Below are 26,775 nucleotides of genomic sequence, written 5' to 3'. Positions count from 1 at the left end.
GCCGGCAACCCGGGGCCGCCCCTGTGCGCCCCGGGCCACGGTCGTACGAGCGCGCAGGCGCCGCGGCCGTGTCTCCCCGCTCACCGGACCGTCCGCGCCGTCGTGTGCGCCGAGGTCCGGTTCCGGGGCACCGCGGGCTGCCCGTGCTGCCCCGGCGATCCGAGAAGGACACCAGGTGATCTCCTCCACCCTGCCCGGCTCCCCGACCACCTCGTACGGCAGAAGCGACAGAGCGATGTCGACCGACGAGTCGGTCACCGCCTGGGCCCTGGCCGCCCGGGGCGGTGACGCGCGGGCGGTCGAGCAACTGGTGCGCGCGCTGCAACGCGACGTCCTGCGCTACGTCGCCCATCTGTGCGCCGATCCGCAGGCGGTCGACGATCTGGCGCAGGACACGTTCCTGCGGGCGCTGGGCAGTCTGCACCGTTTCGAGGGGCGTTCCTCCGCCCGGTCCTGGCTGCTGTCCATCGCCCGCCGCGCGGTGATCGACAGCTACCGGTACGCGGCCGCCCGGCCCCGGCTGAGCGACGTACCGGACTGGCAGTCGGCGGTCGAGCGCGCCCAGCCTCGCGACCTGCCCGGTTTTGAAGACGGCGTCGCTCTGTCGGAGTTGCTGGGGCTGCTGCCGGCCGAGCGGCGCGAGGCGTTCGTCCTCACCCAGTTGCTCGGCCTGCCGTACGCGGACGCGGCCGCGTTGAGCGGCTGTCCGGTCGGCACCGTCCGGTCCCGGGTGGCGCGGGCCCGGGCGACCCTGCTGGATCTGCTGGCCGAGGCGGCCGCCTGAGTACGTGTCCGGAGGGGGCGGACGGGGCCTACGGTGTCGTGGCGCTCCGGCCGTTCCCGTCGAGACCGGGCAGCAGCCCGTACACCGCATCGCGCTGCTCCGGTCCCATGACGCAGGCGAGCGCCTGGGTCACCGTCTCGGCGAGCGGGTCCGAGGCCTCCCGCAGCAGCCGGCGGGCCTTGTCGGTGAGGGCGACCTCGACGCCGCGCCGGTCGTCGTGGACCGATCTGCGGGTGACGAGTCCGGCGTGCTGGAGGCAGGCGATCTGGTAGGTGAGCCGGGTCTTGGGGCGGCCGAGCAGGTCCGCGATCCGGGTCATCCGGATGCCCTCCCTCGGCTGCTCCGCCAGCAGGCACAGCACCAGGAACTCGTCGTGCGAGACGTCGAGCCGCTCCTTGACCACGGTGCGCAGTCGCTGCTCCACCGCCCCCGTCGCGGCGAGCAGCAGCATCCAGGCGCGCAGCTCGGCGGGGAGCAGCCCCGCGCCGCCCTGCATGGACGGGCATTCGGGCAGGTCGAAGGGCAGGTCGGCGGGCTGCTCATCAGGGACTGCCATGGGCCGATTCTACCTGTTGTCCATTTTTGGATTAGTAGGTTGTTCAAATTTGGATGTCCGGCTACTGTGACGGAGCTCGAACATCCAAATTTGGACCACTTGGAGAAGGATCATGACCGTCGCCGTGGAAACCGGACTCTGGCAGCTCGACCCGGGCGCCTCCACCGTCGCGCTCCGGCACCGGACGATGTGGGGCCTGGTCACCGTCAAGGGTCTCTTCGGCGCCGTGGCCGGTCAGGGCGAGGTCGCCGCCGACGGCACCGCCACCGGCACCCTCACCCTGGACGTCGCCTCCCTGGACACCAGGAACGCCAAGCGCGACACCCACCTGCGGTCCGCCGACCTCTTCGATGCCGACAACCACCCGGAGATCACCTTCGTGGCGCGCCACGTCGAGCGGGGCGGCGAAGGCGACGGCGCGGTGGAGGTGTCCGGTCAGCTGACCGTGCGCGGCATCAGCCGGCCGCTGTCCTTCCCGGCCCGGGTGACCGCGGCGGACGCCTCGGCGCTCACGCTGGACGCCGAGTTCACCGTGGACCGGGCGGAGTTCGGCATGGGCTGGAACCAACTGGGCATGATCCGCGGCCTGACCACCGTCACCACCACGCTCCGCTTCGCCCGGGCCTCCTGACCCGTCGACCGGGTCCGTTCTCGAACTCACCCGCCCCGCGTGAGCCGTACGTCCGTGCTCGACAGGGTCTGCGGCGCGGGTGTGAAGGCGCGCAACCGGATCCGTACGCCCGGACGGGGAAGGTGGAACCGGCCGGTGGGCGGGCGGAGTTCGTACTCGGCCGTGGAGTGCGCGGGCAGGGTCGCCGGTCCCCGCGCGATCGACCAGTACTTGCCCGTGCCCTGGCCCGTGGTCAGGGTGAAGTGCGGGCTGAGCGCGCTGTCGCCGGTGTTGGTGACGCGCAGCCGCAGCATGGACACCGCGGTCGCCGAGGTCCGCCGCTGCGCGGTGACCCGCATGCGCAGCGGCGGCCCCCCGGTCGCCGCCCAGAGCGCGCACCCCAGGGCCGGGGCGAGCACGAGCAGGGCGACGGCGGTCCGCGCCGGGCCGCCGGGCAGTCGGCGCGGCGGGCGCGGGCGCGGCTGCCACGCACGGGTGAACTCCGCCGGGGGCGCGGTGATCGCGGCCGCCAGCCACAGCGGTGTCATCATCAGGTAGTAGCCGTCCTGGGACCGCGTAGCCAGATAGAACGCGCACCAGGGCAGCACGGTGGCGGCCGGTCCGAGCCGCCGCACGAACAGCACGAACAGCACGAGCAGCGCGGCGGCCAGCAGCAGGCTCGCGTGCCCGTACCAGTCGAGCCGGTCGCTGCCGTCGGTCAGGTACAGCGACACGCCGACCAGGCCCTGGCCGTGCAGCACCGCGCCCTGGGTCAGCGGCAGGGCGATGCCGCCCAGCCAGGCGCCGGGCGCGCGCACGACGAAGTACGTGTTGATCAGCAGCCATACGGTCACGGCGACCCCGGTCACCCGCAGCAGTACGGTCGCCGCCGCCCGTCGGCCCAGTTCGCCGCGGCGCACCGCGTAGATCCCGGCGAGCAGGAACGGCGTCACGAACCAGGGCAGTTGCTGTGCCGCGCAGGCCGCGCCGAGGCAGGCGGCCCGCGCGATCCCCGCAGCGCCGAGCCGGCCGCCCTGTCCGATCCGCGGCCAGCGCACCACCACCGGCACCAGCAGGGTCAGGGCCAGGATCGCCGGATAGCCGAGCCGGGCGTACGACGGCAGGAAGGCGAAGCCGAGAAACAGCATGGTCGCCGCCGACCGCCACGGCACCGGCAGCATCCGCCAGGTGGTGGCCGCGGAGGCGATGAGCGCGCAGGTGGTCAGGGCCGTGGCCGGGGTGCCGGCGTGTCCCAGCCACAACAGCGGTGCGGTCAGCAGTGGGGCGAGGGGCGGATAGCCGTACGTGAAGTCGTAGCCGCCGGTCACCGTCGGGGTGACCGCGACCCCGTGGGTGAACAGCCACGGCCAGGGCTGCCCGTAGACGGCGTGGCCCGCGACCAGTTCCCGTGCGGCCTGGGTGGTGAGGACCGCCTCGTCGCCGCCGTTGTGCGTCATGCTCCACGCGCACAGGGTGAGCGTCGCCGCGGTCAGCAGCACGCACAGGTCCACCCGCGCCAGCGCCCGGGTCCGGCGCACCACCAGCACCAGCACTCCGCACGCCAGGATCGAGGCGTAGCAGACCGAGATCACGGCGGCCACGGCCAGACGGTGGCTCGCCGCGCTCGTCCACACCGACCGCGTTCCGATGAAGAGGCTGACATCGGCCAGGAGGGTGAGCACGCGGTGCCACTGCGCGGGGGACTCCGGAGCGGCGGACACCGCCGACTGTGTCCGCCGCCCCGGTGTCACCAGCGGTTTTTCTGCCAGATGCACGCGACTGGACGGTAGTCGCTCCGGGTGAGCGGAGGGTCGCCGGACGTGAAGAGACCGGTGTGAGGGCGGTAAGAGGCCCTGGCGGGCCGGAATCGGCCGGTCGCGCACCGTGTCGTAGTTGGGCCGAACGGGTGACTTGGAGTAAGAATGGCTGGTGCAGGCAATGACTACGAGTGAGATCGGGGGGATCCGGTGAGTCGTTACGACGCCACCGATGAACAGTGGGAGGGTCTCGCCCAGGTCGTTCCGCTGCGAGGCCGGGACGCCTGGCCGTCCGCCGTGGGCCATCGGGCGCTGCCCGACGCGGAGACGGAGACCCGGCGCCGGTTCGTCGTCCTCAGGATCAATGTCTTCGCCGACGCCCGCGAGGTCGCCGAGACGCTGATGTCGGGCATCCCGGTGCTGCTCGACCTGACCGGAGCGGAGACCGAGGTCGCCAAGCGGGTGCTGGACTTCAGCACGGGTGTCGTCTTCGGTCTGGCGAGCGGGATGCACCGGGTCGACCGCAACGTGTTCCTGCTGACCCCGCCCGGGACCGAGGTGAGCGGGCTCATGGAGGGCGCGGGCGTCTCCGAGAACTGAGGGCCGTCCCCCGATCGTGGGAAGACGTTTCGGGCGGAACGGTTCCGCCGACTGCGGAGTCCTACCGTCCGGATATGGCTCCGCGTTCCCTGCCGTCCGTGCCTCCGGGACCTTCCGTCCCCTCCGCTTCCTCCGTTCCCTTCACGCGTTCCGCTCCCTTCACGTCGCCTGTTCCCTCCCCGTCCTCCGCGACCGCTGTTCATTCTTCATCCGCCGATCCGACCGCGGCCCACGCCGTTCAGGGGCCGGTGGACCGGCCGCACCTCACCGAACTGCGGCTGGCCGCCTTCGCGGGCCATCGGCGCGCGGGCTTCCCGCTCGGGCCGTTCACGCTCCTGGCCGGGCCCAGCGGCAGCGGCAAGTCGACCGCGTTACGGGCCTACGAGGCGCTCGCCCGGCTCGGCGGCGGCGCCGAGCTCGGCGAGGTGTTCGCCGACCCGGCCGCCTGCGTACCCGAACGGGCCCGGCCGGACGCCCAGCGGCGCCGCGGCTTTCGCATCGGTTGTACGGCGGACGGGCCGCAGGGGCCGGTCCGGCTCGACCTGGCCGTCCAGGCCGAGCCCGAACTGCGCATCGTCGGGGAGCGGTTGACGGCCGGCGGGCTGGTCCTGCTGGAGACCGCCCTGCGCGACCCCGGACGGCGCACCGTGCAGGCCGCGTGGCACACGGCCGGGTCCGCGCCGGTGACCCGGGCTCCGCTCCCGGACGACCTGCTCGGTACCGCGCTGCTGCCGCTGCGGGTGGCCGGCAAGACGGACGGGCAGCGTCAAGTGCTCGCCGCCGCCGAGCAGATGGTGGTCGCGCTGCGTTCCGTCTTCCCCTGCGACCCCCGGCCGGAGCGGATGCGTGCCCCCGTACCGGCCGGTTCCGGCCGACTGCTCGGCGACTGCGCCAACCTCGCCGACGTCCTGTGGCGCACCCAGGCCGAATGCGGGCGGCGGCACGGGCAGTTCGTCGCGGCGGTCCGGGCCGGGTGCGCGGGACCCGTCGCCGGGGTCGTCGCCGAACCGCTGCCCGGCGCCACGGTCCACGCGCTGCTGGACCGAGGCGACGGCATCCGCAGTCCGCTCGGCCGGCTCGGTGACGGCGAACTGCGTTACGTCGCCCTCGCCCTGGTGCTGCTGACCGGCCCCGGCGTGCTCGAGGTCGACCCGGCCCGCGAGGTGCCCGCCGCGTTCCAGACGCTCACCGTGCTCGCCGACGGCTTCGACCGGGCCCTGGACGGACGCCAGCGCGCCGAACTGCTGCGGCTGGCGGCGCGCATGGGCGGGAGCGGGCATCTGCGCTGTGTCGGGACGGTGGGCGACGCCTCGTGGGCCGTCGGGACGACGGGAGTGACGGTGGTACATCTGGACCCGTGACGAAAGAGCCCCAGCCCCTGGACGTGGCCGCACTGCAGCGCCGACTGGCCGAGTTCGCGGCGGCGCGCGACTGGCAGCCGTACCACACCCCGAAGAACCTGGTCGCCGCGCTCAGCGTGGAGGCCTCCGAACTGATGGAGATCTTCCAGTGGCTCACGCCGGAGGAGTCGGCGCGCGTCATGGACGACCCGGACACCGCGCACCGGGTCACGGACGAGGTCGCCGACGTGCTCGCCTATCTGCTGCAACTGTGCGAAGTGCTCGGGATCGACGCGCTGGCGGCACTGGACGCGAAGATCGACCGGAACGAGGAGCGGTTCCCGGCGCCGGGGGAGCGGTGACCGCGTCGTACGCGGGCATGCGGGAGCCGCGCGGTCCGCTTTCACTCTCCGGAGTTGTTCGCCTGCTCGAAATCGATTTGTTGTCCACAGATTTCCGTCTTCCTCTGGCTTTTCGTCCCACAACACTTCACTCTGGGTAGTGGACAACGAAGTTCGGGCGGACGTGCTGACAACACGTCCCGGCGGACGGGGGAAGGCCATGGAGGCGGTGCGGCTCATCCTGACGAGCAGACGTGCTCTCGCCGGGAGCAGCGGGGTACCGGAGATCTTGACGGAGGTGTGGCAGGCGCAGGCCCTGGCGCAGGCGATCGGCAGCCGGCTGGCGGTCTCGGGCCCGCCCGAACTGCGCGGTGAGGCACTGGGATTGACCGAGCTGGCGGGAAGGGGCTGCGGCGTGCTGGAGGCGCCGGAGCTCGATCCCGGGGAGTTGCGCGCCGCTCAGCTGACCGGACTGGACGACGCCCGGCAGGCACTGCTCACCCTCGGCGTTCTGCTGGGTGAGGTCGGTATCGCCCTGGTCGGCATCGCGAGCGGCGCGGACGACGAGGGCACGTACTGGCAGTGCATGGAGGCGATCGACGCGGCGGACGAATCCCGGGACCGGGTCCGGGAGATGCTGCGGAAGCTGGCGGACCGGGACCAGGTCCGGGACCAGGTGCTGCCGGAGCGATGACGTCGCCGAGCCGGCGGAGGGTCTGATGGGGCCGGTGGGACCTGTGGAGTGCAGGATGGAGGTATGGATCTTCGCATCTTCACCGAGCCCCAGCAGGGGGCGACCTACGACACCTTGCTCACCGTGGCGAAGGCGACCGAGGACCTGGGCTTCGACGCCTTCTTCCGGTCGGACCACTACCTCAAGATGGGCTCCGTCGACGGCCTTCCCGGCCCCACGGACGCCTGGATCACCCTCGCGGGCCTGGCCCGCGAGACCAAGCGCATCCGGCTCGGCACGCTGATGACCGCCGCCACCTTCCGGCTGCCCGGAGTGCTCGCCATCCAGGTCGCGCAGGTCGACCAGATGTCCGGCGGCCGCGTCGAACTGGGCCTCGGCGCGGGCTGGTTCGAGGAGGAGCACGCGGCGTACGGGATTCCGTTCCCGAAGGAGAAGTTCGGCCGCCTGGAGGAGCAGCTGGAGATCGTCACGGGGCTGTGGGCGACGGAGCCCGGCAAGTCCTACGACTTCCACGGCAAGTACTACGACCTCACCGACTCGCCCGCGCTGCCCAAGCCCGCGCAGCGGAGGATCCCGGTGCTGATCGGCGGTCACGGTGCGACCCGGACGCCGCGGCTGGCCGGTCAGTACGCGGACGAGTTCAACATGCCGTTCGGCTCGGTCGAGGACAGCGAGCGGCAGTTCGGCCGGGTGCGGGCCGCCGCGGTGGAGGCCGGCCGCGCGGCCGACGACCTCGTCTGCTCCAACGCCCTCGTGGTCTGCGTAGGCAGGGACGACCGGGAGGTCGCCCGGCGCGCCGCCGCGATGGGCCGCGAGGTCGACGAGCTCAAGGCCAACGGTCTGGCGGGCTCGCCGGCCGAGGTCGTCGACCGGATCGGCCGCTACGCGGAGATCGGCTCCCGGCGGATGTACCTCCAGATGCTGGACCTCGACGACCTGGACCACCTGGAGCTGATCTCGTCCCAGGTGCAGTCGCAGCTGTCGTAGCGGGGCGGGCGCGGTCGGCGGGGGAACGGCTCGTGGGCGGCCGGACCCCGACGGCCCGGGTCCGGTGGGCTCCGCGGCCCGACGGATCGGGCCCGGTGGGCTCCGCCGCCGGTCGCCACGCACTCGCCGCCGCGGATCGTCTCGCGCCCCTCGGCGCCCGAACCCGGGAAAACCGGTGGTCACGAGCCGTTTCGCCCGGGAGAATCGACCATATGTTCCTGACGATCAGCACCACCGGCACCGAGGAGCGCCCCGCGACCGACCTAGGGTTCCTGCTGCACAAGCATCCCGGGAAATCGCAGGCGTTCTCGACCTCCTACGGCACCGCGCACGTCCTCTACCCCGAGGCGGACGACGAGCGCTGCACGGCCGCGCTGCTGCTGGAGGTAGATACGGTGGCGCTGGTGCGGCGCGGCAAGGGCAAGGGACGGGGCGGCGCACCCGACGCGGCGCTCGCGCAGTACGTCAACGACCGCCCGTACGCGGCCTCCTCGCTGCTCGCGGTCGCGCTGAGCGCGGTGTTCTCCAGCGCGATGCGCGGTGTGTGCACCGCCCGCCCCGAGCGGGCCGGGCAGCCCCTGCCGCTGCGCATCGAGGTGCCCGCGCTGCCCGCCCGCGGCGGCCCCGGCCTGGTCGGACGCCTCTTCGAGCCGCTCGGCTGGACGGTGACCGCGGAGCCGGTCGCCCTGGACAGCGAGTTCCCGGAGTGGGGCGACTCGCGGTACGTGCACCTGGTCCTCGCGTCGCAGACGCTGACCCTCGCCGAGGCCCTGCGCCACCTCTACGTCCTGCTGCCCGTCCTCGACGACGCCAAGCACTACTGGGTCGCCCCCGACGAGGTCGACAAGCTGCTGAGGGCCGGAGAGGGCTGGCTGCCCGACCACCCCGAGCAGAAGCTGATCACCAGCCGGTATCTGTCGCGCCGCTGGTCGCTGACCCGGGAGGCGATGGAGCGGCTGGAACTGGTGCGGCTCGCGGAGGCCGACGACAGCGCGGTCGAGGAGATCGACAACGCCGTGGCGGCCGAGGCCGAGACGGAGGAGAAACCGACCCCGCTGGCCGTGCAGCGCCGCGACGCGATCGTCACCGCGCTGACCGAGTCCGGTGCGGCCCGGGTCCTCGACCTCGGCTGCGGGCAGGGCCAGTTGGTGCAGGCGCTGCTGAAGGACCCGCGGTTCACGGAGATCGTGGGCGTGGACGTCTCGGTGCGGGCGCTGACCATCGCCGCCCGGCGGCTGAAGCTGGACCGGATGGGGGAGCGCCAGGCCGCGCGCGTCCAGCTCTTCCAGGGCTCGCTCGCCTACACCGACCACCGGCTCAAGGGTTACGACGCCGCCGTGCTGAGCGAGGTGATCGAGCACCTCGACCTGCCCCGGCTGCCCGCCCTGGAGTACGCGGTGTTCGGCGCGGCGCGTCCGCGCACGGTCCTCGTGACCACCCCGAACGTCGAGTACAACGTCCGCTGGGAGACCCTCCCGGCCGGACACGTCCGGCACGGCGACCACCGCTTCGAGTGGACGCGGGAGGAGTTCCGGACCTGGGCGCACGCCGTGGCCGAACGGCACGGCTACCAGGTGGAGTTCAAGCCGGTCGGACCGGACGACCCCGAAGTGGGGCCGCCCACGCAGATGGCCGTGTTCCGGATGCGGGACACCGACGAGAAGGAGGCGAAGGCGGCATGACCGAGAACCGACAGGGGCGCACCCTGCCCGTCACCGACCTCTCCCTCGTCGTCCTGGTCGGCGCGTCCGGCTCGGGCAAGTCCACCTTCGCCCGACGCCACTTCAAGCCCACCGAGGTCATCTCCTCCGACTTCTGCCGCGGCCTGGTCAGCGACGACGAGAACGACCAGAGCGCCAGCCGGGACGCCTTCGACGTCCTGAACTACATCGCGGGCAAGCGGCTCGCGGCGGGCCGGCGCACGGTCGTCGACGCCACCAGCGTGCAGCAGGACTCCCGGCGCCAGCTGATCGACCTCGCCAGGAAGCACGACGTGCTGCCCATCGCCATCGTGCTGGACGTCCCGGAGGAGGTGTGCGCCGAGCGCAACGCGGCCCGCACCGACCGGGCGGACATGCCGCGCCGGGTGATCCAGCGCCACATCCGCGAACTGCGCCGCTCGCTGCGGCAGTTGGAGCGCGAGGGCTTCCGCAAGGTGCATGTGCTGCGCGGGGTGGAGGAGATCGACCACGCCACCGTCGTCACCGAGAAGCGGTTCAACGACCTCACCCACCTCACCGGCCCCTTCGACATCGTCGGAGACATCCACGGCTGCTCGGCCGAACTGGAGTCCCTGCTCACCCGGCTGGGCTATGTCGACGGCGTGCACCCGGACGGCCGTACGGCGGTGTTCGTCGGCGACCTCGTCGACCGCGGCCCGGACAGCCCCGGTGTGCTGCGCCGGGTGATGTCCATGGTCGGCTCCGGCAACGCCCTGTGCGTGCCCGGCAACCACGAGAACAAGTACGGGCGTCACCTCAAGGGCCGCAACGTCCAGCACACCCACGGCCTGGCCGAGACGATCGACCAGATGGCGGGCGAGAGCGAGGAGTTCAAGCAGCAGGTACGGGAGTTCATCGACGGACTCGTCAGCCACTACGTCCTCGACGGCGGCCGGCTGGTCGTCTGCCACGCCGGTCTGCCGGAGAAGTACCACGGCCGCACCTCCGGCCGGGTCCGCTCGCACGCGCTGTACGGCGACACCACCGGCGAGACCGACGAGTTCGGCCTGCCGGTGCGCTACCCGTGGGCAGAGGACTACCGGGGCCGGGCGGCCGTGGTCTACGGCCACACCCCCGTCCCGACGGCCACCTGGCTGAACAACACCATCTGCCTGGACACCGGCGCCGTCTTCGGCGGCAAGCTCACCGCGCTGCGCTGGCCGGAGCGCGAGCTGGTCGACGTACCGGCCGAACAGGTCTGGTACGAGCCGACGAAGCCGCTGCGCAGCGAGGCGCCGGGCGGTCACGACGGACGCCCGCTGGACCTGGCGGACGTGCACGGCCGGCGCGCGGTCGAGACCCGGTACGCGGGCCGGGTGGCGGTCCGTGAGGAGAACGCGGCCGCCGCCCTGGAGGTCATGAGCCGCTTCGCGGTGGACCCGCGGCTGCTGCCGTACCTCCCGCCGACCATGGCGCCGACGGCCACCTCGCACGTCGAGGGCTATCTGGAGCACCCCGTCGAGGCGTTCACGCAGTACCGCGAGGACGGCGTCGAGCGGGTCGTGTGCGAGGAGAAGCACATGGGCTCGCGGGCGGTGGCCCTGGTCTGCCGGGACGCGGGGGCGGCACAGAAGCGCTTCGGTGTCGGGGCGGGTCCGACCGGCTCCCTGTACACCCGTACCGGCCGCCCGTTCTTCGACGACCCCTCGGTCACCGAGGCGGTCCTCGGCCGGCTGCGGTCGGCGATCGACGCGGCCGGGCTGTGGGCGGAGTTCGACACGGACTGGCTGCTGCTCGACGCCGAGCTGATGCCGTGGTCGCTGAAGGCGCAGGGGCTGCTGCGCAGCCAGTACGCGACGGTGGGCGCCGCCTCCGGGGCGGTGTTCCCGGGCGCGCTGGCCGCGCTGGAGGGCGCGGCCGCCCGGGGCGTCGACGTCACCGACCTGCTGGCCCGCCAGCGCGAACGGGCCGCGGACGCCGCCGCGTTCACCGACGCCTACCGCCGCTACTGCTGGACCACGGACGGCCTCGACGGCGTCCGGCTGGCGCCGTTCCAGCTCCTGGCCGTCCAGGGCCGCAGCCTCGCCGCGCTCCCGCACGACGAACAGCTCGCCCTGCTCGACCGGCTCGTCGAGCACGACGGCACCGGACTGCTGCACACCACCCGGCGCCTGTACGTCGACACCGGGGACCCGGAGTCGGTGCAGGCCGGTGTCGACTGGTGGCTGGAGATGACGGGCCGCGGCGGCGAGGGCATGGTCGTCAAGCCGCTCGGCGCGGTGGTGCGCACCGGGGAGGGGCGCCTGGCGCAGCCCGGCATCAAGTGCCGGGGACGCGAGTACCTGCGGATCATCTACGGTCCGGAGTACACCCGCCCCGACAACCTGGCCCGACTGCGCGGACGGTTCCTGAACCACAAGCGCTCCCTCGCGATCCGCGAGTACGCGCTCGGTCTGGAGGCCCTGGACCGACTGGCGGAGGGCGAGCCGCTGTGGCGGGTGCACGAGGCGGTGTTCGGAGTGCTGGCCCTGGAGTCGGAGCCGGTGGACCCACGGCTGTGAGCCGTGGCGCCGCGGTGGTGGACCGCGGACGCGCGGCAGTGGCGGGCGGGGAGCACCCGACGCCCGGCGGGTGAGCCCCACCCGCCGGGCGGGTGCCGGGCCGGTGGCTCTCACCCCACCAACCGCAACCGCTCCCCGCACACCCCCACCCGCACCGACTGTCCCCAGGTCAGTTCCAGCGAGTCCGTCTCCATTCCGTCGCCGAAGGCGATCAGGCGTTCCGACTCGACGGTGATCCGCAGTCGGCCGTCGGCCGTGAGTTCGCCCGCGACCAGCGAGGTGCCGGTGGCGGGCGAGGGCCAGGCCTCGCGGACGAACCACAGCAGGCGTTCCTCCGTACGACCGGGCAGCCGCAGGTCCGCGCCGCGCTCCTGCCACACCGACCGCAGCCAGCCGGTCGCCCCCGTCCCGGTCCCCACCAGCACACCGGAGGAGGCCTGGGCCTCGACGGCACCCCTGTCGCCGTCGAGACCCAGGCGGTAGCGGGCGGTCTGGTGACCGGGCGCACCCAGGTAGATCTCGTTGAGGGCCACCAGCCGCTGGGTGTCGTCCGCGACGGCCTCGACCATGGTGAGTTCCTCGGCGCCGGAGCCGGCGCCCCGGGCGATCGCGGCAGGCAGCAGCGCGGCGGTGTCCCGCGCGCGGTGCCGTACGAGCACGCCCGGATTGCGTCCGGGGTCGGTGTCGACGCCCACCACGGGCTGTCCGGCGAGGTACTTGGCGACGTTCGCCACCAGCCCGTCCTGTCCGACCACCACGACGACGTCCTCGGCGGCGAACAGGAAGCGGTCCAAGTCGGCTCGCTCCACCCGGGCCTGACGCCAGGTCAGGGGTACGGCCGCGGCGACCTCGGCCAGGGCCTGCCGGGTCCGGCGGTGCCGTTCGGCGACCTCCTCGATATCACGGCCGCGGGAGGCGAGGAAGAAGGCGGCCTGGCCGTGCGTGCCGTGCCGGGCCACCAACTCCTCGTACTCCGTGGTGCGGTGGACGATCACGGCACGCGGGGCGAGGCTCACTCCCGGTCCTGCGAACCGAGCCGGGCCAGCAGGCCCGTCAGCACGTCCGGCGACACCGTCACGCTGTCGATGCGCGGCAGGTTCTCGGCCAGCCGCGTCCCGGTGAGCGCGTGCAGTGTGGCCACGTCCACCTCGGCGTGCACCCGCAGCCAGGCCGCCTGGGCCTGCGCCCGTGCCTCGCCGACCTCGCGCGCGCCCTCGGCCTCGGCGCGGGCCAGTCGTACCGCACGGGTCGCCTCGGCCTCGGCGAGCTTGACCGTGCGGGCCGCCTCGGCCTCCGCCAGCCGTACCGCACGGGCGGCCTCCGCGCCGGCCCGTACCGCGTCGGCGGCCGCGTGCTCCTCCGCCTCGCGTCGCGCGTTCGTACCGCGCTGGTCGACCAACTGCTCCTCGCGCCGGGCGAGTTCGATCTGGCTGGCCAGCTCGTTCTCGGCGATGGCCCGCTCGCGTTCGACGGCCACGGCCCGCCGTTCGTAGGTCGCCCGGTCGGCCTCCTGCTGGATCTGCTCACGGGCCGGGGTGCGCAGCGCCCGCTCCACCTCCGGCTCCGGGCGCAGGGCCATCACCCGGACGGCCACCACCTCGATGCCGGTGGCGGGCAGCCGCGGCTCGGCGCCCAGCCCCGCCGCGATCCGCTCGCGCACCGCCGCCACCCCGTCCACCAGCGCCGACGACAGCGGCGTGCGGGCCAGTACGTCCAGCGCGTGCTGCTGGGCCGTCTCGGTGAGCAGGGTGCCGAGCTGCTCCAGCGGGGCGCCCCGCCACCCGCCGGTGTCCGGGTCGATCGAGAAGTCCAGGCGGGCGGCCGCGACGGCCGGGTCGCCGATCCGGTAGGTGACGGTCGCCTGGACCGCGACGTCCTGGAAGTCGGAGGTGCGGGCGTGGAACGTCATGGCCAGTTCCCGGTCGTCGACCGGGATCTCGGATATCGCGGCCGTCAGCGGGCGGAACCAGAAGCTGAGTCCCGTGCCGTCGTGCACGGGCCTGCCCGAGCGGTGGTACCGGATGTGCGCCGTCGGCGCGCCGCGCAGATGGCGCCAGCCCAGGCGCCGGGTGATGTCGGCCATGTGCGATCCCCTCCCCTTTTTCTCGTCAGCAAGACGATAATGGAGGGGCGCGTTTATCGTCAAGAGGACGAGAAGAAGGGGCGGGGAATTGGGGGAGGGGAGGGTCAGGACGGCCCCCGGTGGTCAGGATGGAGGCATGGGATTCCATGTCGACTCCGAGACCGGACGGCTGCGCCGCGTGATCCTGCACCGGCCGGACCTAGAGCTCAAGAGGCTCACCCCCAGCAACAAGGACGCCCTCCTCTTCGACGACGTGCTGTGGGTGCGCCGGGCGCGCGCCGAGCACGACGGGTTCGCGGACGTGCTGCGCGACCGCGGCGTCGTCGTCCACCTCTTCGGCGACCTGCTCACCGAGACCCTGGCGATCCCGGAGGCTCGGGAGCTGGTCCTCGACCGCGTCTTCGACGAGAAGGAGTACGGCCCGCTCGCCACCGACCACCTGCGCGCCGCCTACGCGACCCTGCCCGCCCGCGAGCTCGCCGAAGCCCTCGTCGGCGGGGCGACCAAACGGGAGTTCCTCCAGGCGCACCAGGAGCCGGCCTCCGTGCGCTTCCACGCCATGGAGTTGGACGACTTCCTGCTCGGCCCGCTGCCCAACCACCTGTTCACCCGGGACACCTCCGCCTGGATCTACGACGGCGTCTCCATCAACGCCATGCGCTGGCCGGCCCGGCAGCGCGAGACCGTCCACTTCGAGGCGATCTACCGGCACCATCCGCTCTTCCGTGACGAGCGGTTCCATCTCTGGTCCGAGGGGCAGGCCGACTACCCCTCCACCATCGAGGGCGGTGACGTCCTGGTGATCGGCAACGGCGCCGTGCTCATCGGCATGAGCGAGCGCACCACGCCCCAGGCCGTGGAGATGCTCGCGCACAAGCTGTTCGCCGCCGGCTCCGCCCGGACGATCGTGGCCCTCGACCTGCCGAAGCGGCGCGCCTTCATGCACCTCGACACCGTGATGACGATGGTCGACGGCGACACCTTCACCCAGTACGCCGGACTCGGCATGCTCCGCTCGTACACCATCGAGCCGGGCTCCGGCGAGAAGGAGGTGAAGGTGACCGACCATCCGCCCGAGCACATGCACCGCGCGATCGCCGCCGCCCTCGGGCTGAGCGAGATCCGGGTGCTCACCGCCACCCAGGACGTGCACGCCGCCGAGCGGGAGCAGTGGGACGACGGCTGCAACGTCCTCGCCGTCGAGCCGGGTGTCGTCGTCGCCTACGAGCGCAACGCCACCACCAACACCCATCTGCGCAAACAGGGCATCGAGGTGATCGAGATCCCGGGCAGCGAGCTGGGACGGGGGAGGGGCGGTCCGCGCTGCATGAGCTGCCCGGTGGAGCGGGACGCCGTATAGAGGGGAGTGGGAAAGGAGGCGTGCAGGGGGGCGGGAGTGGGTGCGAGGCAGGGTGTGTATAGAAATGCTGAATGTCGTATAGAATTCCATCCGTTCCTGCCCCTGCACCCGCACCCGTTGGAGCGCCCCCATGGCGACAGTCCCGACCGCCCTCGCCGGCCGCCACTTCCTCAAGGAGCTGGACCTCACCGACGACGAGTTCCGCGGTCTGATCGAGCTGTCCGCCGAGCTGAAGGCCGCCAAGAAGGCCGGGACCGAGACGCGGTACCTGCGGGGCCGGAACATCGCGCTGATCTTCGCGAAGACCTCGACGCGCACGCGCTGCGCGTTCGAGGTCGCCGCCGCCGACCAGGGCGCCTCGACGACCTACCTCGACCCGTCCGGCTCGCAGATGGGCCACAAGGAGTCGGTACGGGACACCGCGCGCGTCCTCGGCCGCATGTTCGACGCGATCCAGTACCGCGGGGACAGCCAGGCCGGGGTCGAGGAACTGGCGCAGTACGCCGGGGTGCCCGTCTACAACGGCCTCACCGACGACTGGCACCCCACCCAGATGCTCGCGGACGTGCTGACGATGACCGAGCACAGCAGCAAGCCCCTGACGGAGATCGCCTTCGCCTACCTCGGCGACGCCCGCTTCAACATGGGCAACTCCTACCTGATCACCGGCGCCCTGCTCGGCATGGACGTACGGATCGTCGCGCCGAAGGCGTACTGGCCCGCCCAGGAGATCGTCGACCGGGCCCGCGAGCTGGCCGGGACCAGCGGGGCCCGGGTCACCCTCACCGAGGACCTCCCGGAGGGTGTCGCGGGCGCCGACTTCGTCGCCACCGACGTCTGGGTCTCCATGGGCGAGCCCAAGGAGGTCTGGGACGAGCGGATCGAGGCCCTCGCCCCGTACGCCGTGACGATGGACGTGCTGCGCGCCACCGGCAATCCGGACGTGAAGTTCCTGCACTGTCTGCCCGCGTTCCACGACCTGGGCACCCAGGTCGGGCGCGACATCCACGAGCGGCACGGCCTGGAGTACCTGGAGGTGAGCGACGAGGTCTTCGAGTCGGAGCACTCGGTCGTCTTTGACGAGGCCGAGAACCGGCTGCACACCATCAAGGCGATCCTGGTCGCGACCCTCGCCCGCTAGGACCTGTCCCAGGGCCTGTGGCGCCCGTCATCGCACCCCGGCTCATCTGCCCCTATTCTGACCGGCGGCCCGGAACCACCCTTTCCGTGGCCGTCGCGCGACCTCCCCCCGATGCCCGGCCCGGCCCGGCGGGGGACACCCCCGCGGTCGCACCCGCACCACCAGAAACGAGCACCACCCGCATGCCCGCTCCCGCGACCAAGCTTCGCATCAAGTCCCCCGCCCTCCTCGTCGCCGAATCCGGCGCCGACCGCGCGGGTCACGGCCTCAAGCGCACCATGGGCCTCTCCCAGCTCATCTGTTTCGGTGTCGGCGCGATCGTCGGCACCGGCATCTTCGTCGGGCTCTCCGACTCGGTGGCGCAGGCCGGACCGGCCGTCGTCGTCTCCTTCGTCCTCGCCGCGATCACCTGCGTGTTCACCGCGCTCTCGTTCGCCGAGCTGGGCGGCGCGATCCCGGTCTCCGGATCGTCGTACTCCTTCGCCTACGCCGGACTCGGCGAGACCACCGCCTTCCTGGTCGGCTGGTGCCTGCTGCTGGAGTACGGCATCTCCATCTCGGCCGTCGCGGTCGGCTGGAGCCAGTACGTCAACGAACTGCTCGACAGCCTGTTCGGCCACCAGTTGCCCGCCGCGCTGTCCGCGGGGCCCGGCGAGGGCGGTGCCGTCAACCTGCCCGCCGTGATCGTCATCGCGATGGCCTGTGTGCTGCTGGTGCGCGGGGTGCGCGAGAGCGCCCGTGCCACCGCCGCCATGGCCGCGGTCAAGCTGACCATCCTGCTCGCGTTCTGCGCCATCGGCTACAGCGCCTTCAAGGACGGCAACCTCACCCCGTTCTCGCCGGCCGGCCTCGGCGGCATCGGCGCGGGCACCACGGCCGCCTTCTTCTCCTACATCGGCTTCGACGCGATCACCACGGCCGGCGAGGAGGCGAAGAACCCCCGCCGGGACATCCCGGTGGCGATCCTCGTCTGCATGGGCGTGGTGACCCTGCTGTACTGCGCGGTCGCCCTGGCCGCGATCGGCGCGATCGGCGCCGACGAGGTCGGCGGCCGGCCCGCCGCGCTGTCGTACGTCGTCAACCAGGTCACCGGCTCCACGATCGGCGGCGCCGTCGTCGCCTTCGGCGCGGTCGTCGCCATCGCCTCGGTGGTGCTCGCGGTGATGTACGGCCAGAGCCGCATCCTGATGTCGATGTCCCGGGACGGGCTCGTCCCGCGCGTCTTCGAGAAGGTGTCGCCCCGGACCTCGACCCCCGTGGCCGGCACCCTGATCATCGCGATCGTGTTCGCGATCCCGGCGGCCTTCGCCTCGCTGGACGCCGTGGTCAACCTCTGCACCATCGGCACCCTCGCCGTCATGGCCGTGGTCAACCTCGCCGTCCTCGCGCTGCGCCGTCGCGAGCCGGGCCTCGACCGCACCTTCCGGGTCCCGCTCTACCCCGTCGCGCCGCTGCTCGGCATCGGCTTCTGCCTCTACCTGATGTACGAGACGGGCTGGACGACCTGGCTCCAGTTCGCCGTGTTCCTCGCGGTCGGACTCGCCGCGTACGCCGCCTACGGCCGCCGGAACTCCAGGCTGGCCACGACCGGGACGGCTGCCTCGGCCCCCTCGGCCACGGCGGCCGCGGAGGTCGCCGAGGCCATGGCGACCGGCACCCTGACGGCCGAGCTCACCGCGGACGTCGTTGAGACGGCACGGTAGCCAGCCGGAACCAGACCGCCTTGCCGGAGTCGGTGGGGCGGTGACCGCAGGACGAGCTCAGGGCGCGGATCAGCAGCAGGCCGCGCCCGTGCTCCTGCCACGGGTCCGGCGCCGCGACGCCGGGCCGGGTGAGATCACGCGGCGGCGCCGGGTCCGGGTCGTGCACCTCGACCTGGCAGCCGGACGGCCGCAGCTCCACCACCAGCTCTATCGGAGCGGAACCCGCGGTGTGCTCGACGGCGTTCGCCACCAGCTCGGCGGTGAGCAGCTCCGCCGTGTCACTGTCCGCGCCGTGCGGCGCCTCGGCCAGCGCCGTACGGACCAGGGCGCGGGCCACCGGCACGGCCGCGGCGGTGTGCGGCAGCGCGATGCGCCAGGAGGCGGAGGCGGAAGGGCGTTCGTGCAAGGCGAGTCCGTTCATGGCGCAGGCCTCCCCGTGATCGACATCAGGCCGGCCTGCTTTCAACCCTCAGGAATGGTACGGCGCCCTCCGACAGCTACGTACGGCGGGCGTCGGCCGGGGCCCGTGCCCCGACAACGAGCGGCTTACCCGGGCCGACGGCCGGTCTCCCACGACTGCCCCGATTGTTACCGCGCTATTGACTCCCCGTGACCCCTGTGACGGTTGTGACGGATGAACGGTCATCCGGTCACACGGTGACACCACATCGGTCTATCGCGCACTCGTGACGATGGTCAGATATCGGTGATAACTTCGTGAGGTAGAGACCGGACAGGCAGTGCCCGCGCTCCCGCCCGAGGAGGCCGCCCCATGAGTCCCTTCACCGGCTCCGCCGCCCGTACCCCGGACTGGCGGCATCTGCGCGTCGAGCACGCCGACGGCGTCGCCACCGTCACCCTCTCCCGCCCCGACAAGCTCAACGCACTCACCTTCGGCGCCTACGCCGACCTGCGCGACCTGCTGGCGGAGCTGTCCCGGGAGCGGTCGGTACGGGCTCTGGTGCTGGCCGGCGAGGGGCGCGGCTTCTGCTCCGGCGGCGACGTCGACGAGATCATCGGCGCCACCCTGGCGATGGACACCGCCCAGCTCCTCGACTTCAACCGGATGACCGGGCAGGTCGTCCGGGCCGTACGGGAGTGTCCGTTCCCGGTGATCGCGGCGGTGCACGGGGTGGCGGCCGGAGCGGGAGCGGTGCTCGCGCTCGCCGCGGACTTCCGGGTCGCCGACCCCTCCGCCCGCTTCGCCTTCCTCTTCACCCGCGTCGGCCTGTCCGGCGGCGACATGGGCGCGGCCTATCTGCTGCCCAGGATCGTCGGCCTCGGACACGCGACCCGGCTGCTGATGCTGGGCGAGCCGGTGCGCGCGCCCGAGGCCGAGCGGATCGGCCTGATCAGCGAGCTGACGGAGGAGGGCCGCACGGCCGAGGCCTCCCACGAGCTGGCCCGTCGGCTGGCCGACGGGCCAGCGCTCGCCCACGCCCAGACGAAGGCGCTGCTCACCGCGGAGCTGGACATGCCGCTGGCGGCGGCGGTGGAGCTGGACGCCTCGACCCAGGCCCTGCTGATGAACGGCGAGGACTACGCCGAGTTCCACGCGGCCTTCACCGAGAAGCGCGCGCCCAAGTGGCGCGGGAGGTGAGGACCGCGGTGACGCGCGAAACGGCAGGCGGGGCGACCGGCGAAACGGCAGGCGGGGCGACCGGCGAAACGGCAGGCGGGGCGACCGGCGAAACGGCAGGCGGGGCGACCGGCCGGGCCGCTGGAAGGGCGACCGTCGAGGCGCAGGACGGGGTGAGGCGCGGGACGACCGGGCCGGTCCGGAAGGTCGCCGTCGTCGGCGGCGGGCCCGGCGGCCTGTACGCGGCGGCCCTGCTCAAACGCCTCGACCCCGCCCGGGAGGTCACCGTGTGGGAGCGCAACGCCCCCGACGACACCTTCGGCTTCGGGGTCGTGCTGTCCGACGAGACGCTCGGCGGCATCGAGCACGCGGACCCGGTGGTCCACGAGGCGCTCAAGGCCGAGTTCGTCCGCTGGGACGACATCGACATCGTGCACCGGGGCGTGCGCCACCGCTCGGGCGGCCACGGCTTCGCCGCACTGGGCCGGCGCCGGCTGCTGGAGATCCTGCACGAGCGGTGCCGCTCGCTCGGCGTGGAACTGCGCTTTCGCACCGAGGCGCCCCACCCGGCCCGGCTGGCGCGGACGTACGACCTCGTGGTCGCCGCCGACGGCGTGCACAGCACCACCCGCGAGGCCTTCGCCGACGTCTTCCGGCCCACCCTGACCGGCCACCGCTGCCGGTACATCTGGCTCGCCGCGGACTTCGCCTTCGACGCCTTCCGCTTCGAGGTCGCCGAGACCGAGCACGGCGTGATGCAGCTGCACGGCTACCCCTACTCGGCCGACGCCTCGACGGTCATCGTGGAGATGCGCGAAGAGGTGTGGCGGGCGGCCGGATTCGACGAACTCGACGAGGGCGAGTCGGTCGACCGCTGCGCCAAGACCTTCTCCGACGCGCTCGGCGGCCGGCCGCTGCGTTCCCGCAACTCCCTGTGGACCACCTTCCGTACGGTGGTCAACGAGCGCTGGTCGCACGGCAATGTCGTCCTCCTCGGCGACGCCGCCCACACCGCCCACTTCTCCATCGGCTCCGGCACCAAGCTGGCCGTCGAGGACGCGCTGGCCCTGGCGGCCTGTCTGACGGAGCGGGGCACGACGGCGGAAGCCCTCGCCGCCTACGAGCAGGAACGCAAGCCCGTCGTCGCCTCCACCCAGCGCGCGGCCCGCGCCAGCCTGGAGTGGTTCGAGAACGTCGGGCTGTACCTCGGCCAGCGGCCCCGCCAGTTCGCCTTCAACCTGCTCACCCGCAGCCGCCGGGTCACCCACGACAACCTGCGGCTGCGCGACGCCCACTTCACCGGCTCCGTGGAGCGCGAGTTCGGCTGCCCGCCCGGCACACCCCCGATGTTCACCCCCTTCCGGCTGCGCGGTCTGACCCTGCCCAACCGGGTCGTCGTGTCCCCCATGGACATGTACTCGGCGGTCGACGGCGTGCCGGGCGACTTCCACCTGGTCCACCTCGGCGCCCGGGCGCTGGGCGGGGCGGGGCTGGTGATGACCGAGATGGTGTGCGTGAGCGAGACGGGCCGGATCACCCCCGGCTGCACCGGCCTCTACACCGGCCGGCAGACCGAGGCCTGGCGGCGGATCACCGACTTCGTGCACGCGCGCTCGCCGGGTGCCGCCATCGGAGTGCAGCTCGGCCACAGCGGCCGCAAGGGCTCCACCCGGCTGATGTGGGAGGGCATCGACCAGCCGCTGCCCGACGGCAACTGGCCGCTCGTGGCCGCCTCGCCGCTGCCGTACCGGCCGGACAGCCAGACCCCGCGCCAGCTCTCCCGCGCACAACTCACCGACATCCGCGAGCAGTTCACGGCCGCCACCTGGCGGGCCGCCCGGGCCGGCTTCGACCTGCTCGAACTCCACTGCGCCCACGGCTATCTGCTCTCCGGATTCCTCTCCCCGCTGACCAACCGGCGCACCGACGCCTACGGCGGATCGCTCGCGAAACGGCTGCGGTTCCCCCTGGAGGTCTTCGACGCCGTACGCGGGGTGTGGCCCGAGGAGCGGCCCATGACCGTACGCATCTCGGCCACCGACTGGGCCGCCGGCGGCACCACGGCCGAGGACGCGGTCGAGATCGCCCGCGCCTTCGCCGCGCACGGCGCCGACGCGATCGACGTGTCGACCGGCCAGGTGGTGGCCGAGGAGGAGCCGGACTTCGGGCGGTCGTACCAGACACCGTTCGCCGACCGGATCCGGCACGAGGTCGGCATCCCGGTCGTCGCCGTCGGTGCCATCTCCTCCTGGGACGACGTCAATTCCCTGATCCTGGCCGGGCGTACGGACCTCGTCGCGCTGGCCCGCCCCCATCTCTACGATCCGCACTGGACGTTGCACGCCGCCGCCGAGCAGGGGTACGAGGGTCCGGGCGTCGCCTGGCCCGACCCCTACCGCGCGGGCAGCCGGCCCCCGCGGACCGGACGCACGGACGCTCCCAAGCCCCGTCTCTCACTGGGTACTTGAGGGCGCGTCGGCCTTCGGCCCGTCATAGGCCCACGAACTCCGCGCCGATGTCCCGCAGCCGTGCGTGCAGTTCGCGGAACACCGCCGCCGAGCGCTCGCCCGGCCAGTCCGCGGGGAGCAGCCGGACCGGCAGTCCGGGGTCGGTGTAGGGCAGCCGGCGCCAGGAGTCCAGGGCGAGCAGGTAGTCGCGGTAGGCCGCCTCGGGCGAGGCCTTTGCCCGGTGCTCCCAGTCGTGCAGCACGCGCGCGTGCCGGTCCAGGTACTCCTCGTGCTCCTTGGCGATCGCCGCCAGGTCCCACCAGCGGGAGACCGCCTCGACGGTGGGCGCGAAGCCCAGGTGCTCTCCGCGGAAGAAGTCGACGTACGGATCGAGGTGCAGCCGCTGGAGCGTGTGCCGGGCCTCCTCGTGCAGGCGGGCCGGGGCGATCCACACGCCCGGCGCGGCGGTGCCGAAGCCGAGACCGGCCAGCCGGGAGCGCAGGACGTGCCGCTTCTGCCGCTCCGACTCCGGTACGGAGAACACGGCCAGCACCCAGCCCTCGTCGGCCGGCGGGGCCGTGGCGTAGATCCGCCGGTCGCCGTCCTCCAGCATCTGCCGGGCCTCCGGGGACAGCCCGTACCCGGCCGCTCCCTGCTCCGTACGGGCCGGCAGCAGCAGACCGCGCCGCTTGAGCCGGGACACCGACGACCGCACGGAGGGCGCGTCCACGCCGACCGCGGCCAGCAGTCTGATCAGCTCGGCGACGGGCATCGGGCCAGGCATGAAGCGGCCGTACGCGCCGTAGAGCGTGACGATGAGGGACCGGGGGGCGTGCTGCTCGGACACGTTGATCATCTTAGGTCGTCGAGGTCGTCGCGGGGCACCACAGGCGGGTGCATCACTGCTGGTCACCATCGGTACGCAGACGGAAGCGCTGGAGCTTTCCGGTCGCCGTGCGCGGCAGCGCGTCCAGGAAGACGAACTCGCGCGGGCACTTGTACGGGGCCAGTTCCTCCCTGACGAAGGCGCGCAGCGCCTCCGCGTCCGCCCGCGCACCCTCCCGCAGCACGGCGTACGCCACCACGACCTGCCCGCGCGCCTCGTCGGGCCGCCCGACCACCGCCGCCTCGACGACGTCCGGATGGCGCAGCAGCGCGTCCTCGACCTCGGGGCCGGCGATGTTGTACCCGGCCGAGACGATCATGTCGTCGGCGCGGGCGACATAGCGGAAGTAGCCGTCGGGGTCGCGGACGTAGGTGTCGCCGGTGATGTTCCAGCCGTCGCGCACGTACTCCCGCTGCCGCGGGTCGGCGAGGTAGCGGCAGCCGACCGGACCGCGCACCGCCAGCAGCCCGGGCTCCCCGTCGAGTACCGGGTTGCCGCTCTCGTCCTGCACGCGCGCGTGCCAGCCCGGCACGGGCACCCCGGTCGTGCCGGGCCGGATGTGCTCGTCCGCGGCCGAGATGAAGATGTGCAGCAGCTCGGTGGCGCCGATGCCGTTGATGACCCGCAGCCCGGTCCGCTCGTGCCAGGCCCGCCAGGTGGCCGCGGGCAGGTTCTCGCCCGCCGAGACGCAGCGGCGCAGCGACGACACGTCGTGACCGTCCAGCTCGGCGAGCATCGCGCGGTACGCGGTCGGCGCGGTGAACAGCACGGAGACCCGGTGCTCGGCGATCGCCGGCAACAGCTGCCGGGGAGCGGCCTGTTCGAGCAGCAGGGAGCTGGCGCCGGCCCGCATCGGGAAGACCACGAGACCGCCGAGCCCGAAGGTGAAGCCGAGCGGGGGACTGCCCGCGAAGACGTCGTCCGGCCGCGGTCGCAGGATCCGTCGGGAGAAGGTGTCCGCGACGGCCAGGACGTCCCGGTGGAAGTGCATGCAGCCCTTGGGGCGGCCGGTGGTGCCGGAGGTGAAGGCGATCAGCGCGACGTCGTCGGCCGCCGTGTCCACGGCCCGGTACGGGGTGTCGGGCGCCGGACGGTTGAGCAGGTCGTCGAGCCCGTCTCCGCCGTACGTCGTGATCCGCAGGCCGGGCACCTCGGCCTTGGCCAGGTCGTCGACGGCCCGGACGTCGCACAGCGCGTGCCGGACCCGCGCGATCTCGCACATCGTGCGCAGTTCGTGCGGGCGCTGCCGGTCCAGCACCGTGACCGCGACCGCGCCCGCCTTCAGCACCGCCAGCCAGCAGGCGGCCAGCCACGGCGTGGTGGGGCCGCGCAGCAGGACGCGGTTGCCCGGGACGACGCCGAGGTCGCCGGTGAGCAGATGGGCGAGCCGGTCCACCCGGGCGCGCAGCTCCCCGTAGGTCCAGGTCCCGGCCGTGGGGGTGTGGAACACCGGGCGGCCGGGGTCGGCGTGGTCCAGGAGCTCGGCGGCGCAGTTCAGCCGTTCGGGGTAGTCGAGCTCCGGCAGGTCGAAGCGGAGCTCGGGCCACTGCTCGGGCGGCGGGAGGTGGTCGCGCGCGAAGGTGTCGACGTGCGCGGAGTGGATCGGGCCGGCCATGGGCGGTTCGCCCCCTTGCCGTCGTGGGCGTCGTGTGGGCTCGCGCAATGAGCGTATCGCCTTGGTGACGACAGTCAACGGTACGCGATACCGTCGGGGGTGGGAGTGGCCGTACAGGTCAGGAGAGAGGACCGGCGATGCCCGCATTCTCGCTCGAACCGGAACATACCGCCCGATGCGCCGAGCTGCGCGCCCTGGCCGCCGAACGGCTGCGTCCGATCGCCGACCGGGGTGAGCCGGGACGCGTCAACCGGCCGCTCGTCGCGGAGCTCGGCCGACTGGGCCTGCTGGCCCGCCTGTTCACCGCAGGCGCGCTCGACCTCTGTCTGCTGCGGGAATCCCTGGCGTACGCCTGCACCGAGGCCGAGACGGCCCTCGCCCTCCAGGGCCTGGGCGCCCACCCGGTGCACGCCCACGGCACCCCCGCCCAGCGCAAGCGCTGGCTGCCCCGGGTGGCCGACGGCAGCGCGGTCGCCGCGTTCGCGCTGAGCGAGCCGGGGGCGGGATCGGACGCGGCGGCGCTGGCCCTGCGGGCGGACCCGGTCGGGGCGGGGGCGGTGGCGCCGACGTTGCGGACGGAACCGGCCGGGGCGGCTGCGGTGGCCGCCTCCGACGGTGGCGTGCGGGGCGGTGGCGTGCGGGACGGCGGCGCTCGGGACGGTGCACCGCTCACCGCCGAGCCCGACGGCCCCTCCGGCTGGCGGCTCACCGGCGAGAAGTGCTGGATCTCCAACGCCCCCGAAGCCGACTTCTACACCGTCTTCGCACGCACCACCCCCGGCGCGGGCGCCCGCGGCGTGACCGCGTTCCTCGTCCCCGCCGACCGCCCCGGACTCACCGGCACCGCCCTGGACATGCTCTCCCCGCACGCCATCGGCGCCCTCGGCTTCGACGCCGTGCCCGTCACCGCGGACGACGTGCTCGGCGGGACCGACCGCGGCTTCAGGGTCGCCATGGGCACCCTCAACCTGTTCCGGCCCAGTGTCGGCGCCTTCGCCGTCGGCATGGCCCAGGCCGCCCTGGACGCGACCGTGCTGCACACGGCCCGACGGGACGCCTTCGGCGGCAAATTGAGGGACCTCCAGACCGTCGCCCACCAGGTCGCCGAGATGGCGCTGCGCACGGAGGCGGCCCGCCTGATGGTGTACGCGGCGGCGACGGCGTACGACGACGGCGCACCCGACATCCCCCGGCGCGCCGCGATGGCGAAGCTGCTCGCCACCGAGACCGCCCAGTACGTCGTCGACACGGCCGTCCAACTGCACGGCGCGCGGGCGCTGGAGCGCGGTCACCTGCTGGAGCACCTCTACCGCGAGGTGCGCGCCCCGCGCGTCTACGAGGGCGCGAGCGAAGTCCAACGAGGCATCATCGCCAAGGAGTTGTACGACCGACTGGAGGTGCAGTGACCGCCGAGCGCGTCAACCCGCCCGAACTGTCCCCGCCGACCGGCTTCTCGCACGCCGTCGTCGCCACCGGATCGCGCCTGGTGTTCCTGGCCGGCCAGACCGCGCTGGACGCGGACGGCACGGTGGTCGGCACCGGCCTGCCCGAGCAGTTCGAGCGGGCGCTGACCAACCTGCTGACCGCGCTCAAGGCGTCCGGCGGCACCCCCGCCGACCTGGCCCGGGTCACCGTGTACACCACGGACCTCGCCGACTACCGCGCCCGCGCCCCCGAACTCGGGCGCATCTGGCGGCGGTTGGCCGGACGCGACTACCCGGCGATGGCCGTCGTCGGCGCCGTGCGCCTGTGGGACGAACAGGCGCTGGTCGAACTCGACGGCTTCGCCGTGCTGGCGTAGGGCCCGGCGGGGGCTGGGGTCAGGCCGCCACGGCCAGGTCGCCGGCGAACACCCGGTGCGGAGCGATCACGCTGCCGTCGGGGAGCAGCTCGCCGCTGTCGTCGAAGACGATCGCGCCGTCGCACAGCAGGCTCCAGCCCTGCTCGGGATGGGCCGAGACGATGTGCGGGGCGGCGGCGTCCGCGGACGGGCACGAAGACCGGTGTGAACACATGGTGCACCTCCACCTGGGACGCGAGGAGTGTCGGCGGCGCTGTCGTCGCCCTCGC

At 72.9% G+C, this 26,775-nt stretch carries 24 protein-coding genes; 16 read left to right on the top strand and 8 right to left on the bottom strand.

The annotated features are described in order from the left end of the window. Positions 1–235 precede the first annotated feature (235 nt). Positions 236–784, top strand: coding sequence for a sigma-70 family RNA polymerase sigma factor (locus ACZ60B_RS25060; protein WP_469390578.1), 549 nt, complete (start codon positions 236–238; stop codon positions 782–784). Positions 785–812: 28 nt separating this feature from the next. On the opposite strand, the gene ACZ60B_RS25055 is transcribed toward ACZ60B_RS25060, so the two are convergent. Next, positions 813–1,340: a MarR family winged helix-turn-helix transcriptional regulator gene (locus tag ACZ60B_RS25055; protein WP_469390539.1), complete on the bottom strand. Its 528-nt coding sequence runs from the start codon at positions 1,338–1,340 to the stop codon at positions 813–815. A gap of 112 nt (positions 1,341–1,452) precedes the next feature. Here ACZ60B_RS25055 and ACZ60B_RS25050 point away from each other — a divergent pair, with 112 nt between their 5' ends. Further along, positions 1,453–1,971: a YceI family protein gene (locus tag ACZ60B_RS25050; protein ID WP_469390537.1), complete on the top strand. Its 519-nt coding sequence runs from the start codon at positions 1,453–1,455 to the stop codon at positions 1,969–1,971. Positions 1,972–1,997: 26 nt separating this feature from the next. On the opposite strand, the gene ACZ60B_RS25045 is transcribed toward ACZ60B_RS25050, so the two are convergent. After that, positions 1,998–3,725 (bottom strand): hypothetical protein, encoded by a 1,728-nt coding sequence (locus ACZ60B_RS25045; protein WP_469390535.1) that lies wholly within the window; start codon positions 3,723–3,725, stop codon positions 1,998–2,000. Between the two features lie 192 nt (positions 3,726–3,917). Between ACZ60B_RS25045 and ACZ60B_RS25040 the strand changes: the two genes are divergently transcribed. The 7 genes from ACZ60B_RS25040 (at position 3,918) to ACZ60B_RS25010 (ending at position 11,891) form a co-directional block, all read left to right on the top strand. Beyond that, positions 3,918–4,307, top strand: coding sequence for a cell division protein SepF (locus ACZ60B_RS25040; protein ID WP_469390532.1), 390 nt, complete (start codon positions 3,918–3,920; stop codon positions 4,305–4,307). A gap of 74 nt (positions 4,308–4,381) precedes the next feature. Next, positions 4,382–5,668 (top strand): AAA family ATPase, encoded by a 1,287-nt coding sequence (locus tag ACZ60B_RS25035; RefSeq protein WP_469390530.1) that lies wholly within the window; start codon positions 4,382–4,384, stop codon positions 5,666–5,668. Beyond that, positions 5,665–6,009 carry a nucleotide pyrophosphohydrolase gene (locus ACZ60B_RS25030; protein WP_469390528.1) on the top strand — a complete coding sequence of 115 codons (345 nt, stop codon included), beginning with the start codon at positions 5,665–5,667 and terminating at the stop codon, positions 6,007–6,009. Before ACZ60B_RS25035 ends, ACZ60B_RS25030 begins: the two co-directional genes overlap by 4 nt. Positions 6,010–6,208: 199 nt before the next feature. Beyond that, positions 6,209–6,682: a DUF6099 family protein gene (locus tag ACZ60B_RS25025; protein ID WP_469390576.1), complete on the top strand. Its 474-nt coding sequence runs from the start codon at positions 6,209–6,211 to the stop codon at positions 6,680–6,682. 63 nt (positions 6,683–6,745) lie between these two features. After that, entirely contained in the window at positions 6,746–7,669 is a 924-nt protein-coding gene (locus ACZ60B_RS25020; protein WP_469390526.1) for an LLM class F420-dependent oxidoreductase, read from the top strand. A gap of 212 nt (positions 7,670–7,881) precedes the next feature. Further along, positions 7,882–9,351 carry a 3' terminal RNA ribose 2'-O-methyltransferase Hen1 gene (locus ACZ60B_RS25015; protein ID WP_469390524.1) on the top strand — a complete coding sequence of 490 codons (1,470 nt, stop codon included), beginning with the start codon at positions 7,882–7,884 and terminating at the stop codon, positions 9,349–9,351. Then, positions 9,348–11,891: a polynucleotide kinase-phosphatase gene (locus ACZ60B_RS25010; RefSeq protein ID WP_469390522.1), complete on the top strand. Its 2,544-nt coding sequence runs from the start codon at positions 9,348–9,350 to the stop codon at positions 11,889–11,891. The genes ACZ60B_RS25015 and ACZ60B_RS25010 overlap by 4 nt, the downstream gene beginning before the upstream one ends. Before the next feature lie 110 nt (positions 11,892–12,001). Here ACZ60B_RS25010 and ACZ60B_RS25005 read toward each other — a convergent pair whose 3' ends face one another. Both ACZ60B_RS25005 and ACZ60B_RS25000 read right to left on the bottom strand, forming a co-directional pair. Beyond that, positions 12,002–12,907 carry an NAD(+)/NADH kinase gene (locus tag ACZ60B_RS25005; RefSeq protein WP_469390520.1) on the bottom strand — a complete coding sequence of 302 codons (906 nt, stop codon included), beginning with the start codon at positions 12,905–12,907 and terminating at the stop codon, positions 12,002–12,004. Then, positions 12,904–13,974: an SPFH domain-containing protein gene (locus tag ACZ60B_RS25000; protein WP_469390518.1), complete on the bottom strand. Its 1,071-nt coding sequence runs from the start codon at positions 13,972–13,974 to the stop codon at positions 12,904–12,906. The genes ACZ60B_RS25005 and ACZ60B_RS25000 overlap by 4 nt, the downstream gene beginning before the upstream one ends. Before the next feature lie 136 nt (positions 13,975–14,110). On the opposite strand from ACZ60B_RS25000, the gene ACZ60B_RS24995 reads away from it, so the two are divergent. The 3 genes from ACZ60B_RS24995 to ACZ60B_RS24985 all read left to right on the top strand — a co-directional run bounded on the left by ACZ60B_RS24995 (position 14,111) and on the right by ACZ60B_RS24985 (position 18,178). Next, the gene (locus tag ACZ60B_RS24995) at positions 14,111–15,334 is read left to right on the top strand and encodes an arginine deiminase (RefSeq protein ID WP_469390515.1); all 1,224 of its coding nucleotides are present in this window, start codon (positions 14,111–14,113) and stop codon (positions 15,332–15,334) included. 130 nt (positions 15,335–15,464) lie between these two features. Next, complete coding sequence (gene argF, locus ACZ60B_RS24990) at positions 15,465–16,475, top strand: ornithine carbamoyltransferase (protein WP_469390513.1); 1,011 nt, start codon at positions 15,465–15,467, stop codon at positions 16,473–16,475. A gap of 182 nt (positions 16,476–16,657) precedes the next feature. After that, a complete protein-coding gene (locus ACZ60B_RS24985; protein WP_469390511.1) occupies positions 16,658–18,178 on the top strand; it encodes an amino acid permease in 1,521 nt (506 codons plus the stop codon). Here the strand turns inward: ACZ60B_RS24985 and ACZ60B_RS24980 are convergent. After that, positions 18,147–18,599, bottom strand: coding sequence for an ATP-binding protein (locus ACZ60B_RS24980; protein ID WP_469390509.1), 453 nt, complete (start codon positions 18,597–18,599; stop codon positions 18,147–18,149). The two genes, ACZ60B_RS24985 and ACZ60B_RS24980, sit on opposite strands and share 32 nt — an antisense overlap. A 351-nt stretch (positions 18,600–18,950) precedes the next feature. Between ACZ60B_RS24980 and ACZ60B_RS24975 the strand changes: the two genes are divergently transcribed. Both ACZ60B_RS24975 and ACZ60B_RS24970 read left to right on the top strand, forming a co-directional pair. Next, a complete protein-coding gene (locus tag ACZ60B_RS24975) occupies positions 18,951–19,778 on the top strand; it encodes an enoyl-CoA hydratase family protein (protein WP_469390507.1) in 828 nt (275 codons plus the stop codon). Positions 19,779–19,930: 152 nt separating this feature from the next. Continuing rightward, complete coding sequence (locus tag ACZ60B_RS24970) at positions 19,931–22,225, top strand: bifunctional salicylyl-CoA 5-hydroxylase/oxidoreductase (RefSeq protein WP_469390505.1); 2,295 nt, start codon at positions 19,931–19,933, stop codon at positions 22,223–22,225. A 22-nt stretch (positions 22,226–22,247) separates the two neighbouring features. On the opposite strand, the gene ACZ60B_RS24965 is transcribed toward ACZ60B_RS24970, so the two are convergent. Both ACZ60B_RS24965 and ACZ60B_RS24960 read right to left on the bottom strand, forming a co-directional pair. Beyond that, positions 22,248–23,060 (bottom strand): PaaX family transcriptional regulator, encoded by an 813-nt coding sequence (locus tag ACZ60B_RS24965; RefSeq protein ID WP_469390503.1) that lies wholly within the window; start codon positions 23,058–23,060, stop codon positions 22,248–22,250. 43 nt (positions 23,061–23,103) lie between these two features. Further along, positions 23,104–24,705 carry an AMP-binding protein gene (locus ACZ60B_RS24960; RefSeq protein WP_469390501.1) on the bottom strand — a complete coding sequence of 534 codons (1,602 nt, stop codon included), beginning with the start codon at positions 24,703–24,705 and terminating at the stop codon, positions 23,104–23,106. A 137-nt stretch (positions 24,706–24,842) separates the two neighbouring features. Between ACZ60B_RS24960 and ACZ60B_RS24955 the strand changes: the two genes are divergently transcribed. Together ACZ60B_RS24955 and ACZ60B_RS24950 are read left to right on the top strand one after the other, a co-directional pair. Next, positions 24,843–26,111 carry an acyl-CoA dehydrogenase family protein gene (locus tag ACZ60B_RS24955; protein WP_469390498.1) on the top strand — a complete coding sequence of 423 codons (1,269 nt, stop codon included), beginning with the start codon at positions 24,843–24,845 and terminating at the stop codon, positions 26,109–26,111. Continuing rightward, on the top strand, positions 26,108–26,506 hold the full coding sequence (locus ACZ60B_RS24950) for a RidA family protein (RefSeq protein ID WP_469390496.1): 399 nt from the start codon (positions 26,108–26,110) through the stop codon (positions 26,504–26,506). Before ACZ60B_RS24955 ends, ACZ60B_RS24950 begins: the two co-directional genes overlap by 4 nt. A gap of 19 nt (positions 26,507–26,525) precedes the next feature. On the opposite strand, the gene ACZ60B_RS24945 is transcribed toward ACZ60B_RS24950, so the two are convergent. Then, a complete protein-coding gene (locus ACZ60B_RS24945; RefSeq protein ID WP_469390494.1) occupies positions 26,526–26,720 on the bottom strand; it encodes a DUF5999 family protein in 195 nt (64 codons plus the stop codon). Positions 26,721–26,775 lie beyond the last annotated feature (55 nt).

This window comes from Streptomyces sp. NPDC104096 (assembly GCF_055584385.1).
This window is presented reverse-complemented; position numbering and strand designations above follow the sequence as displayed.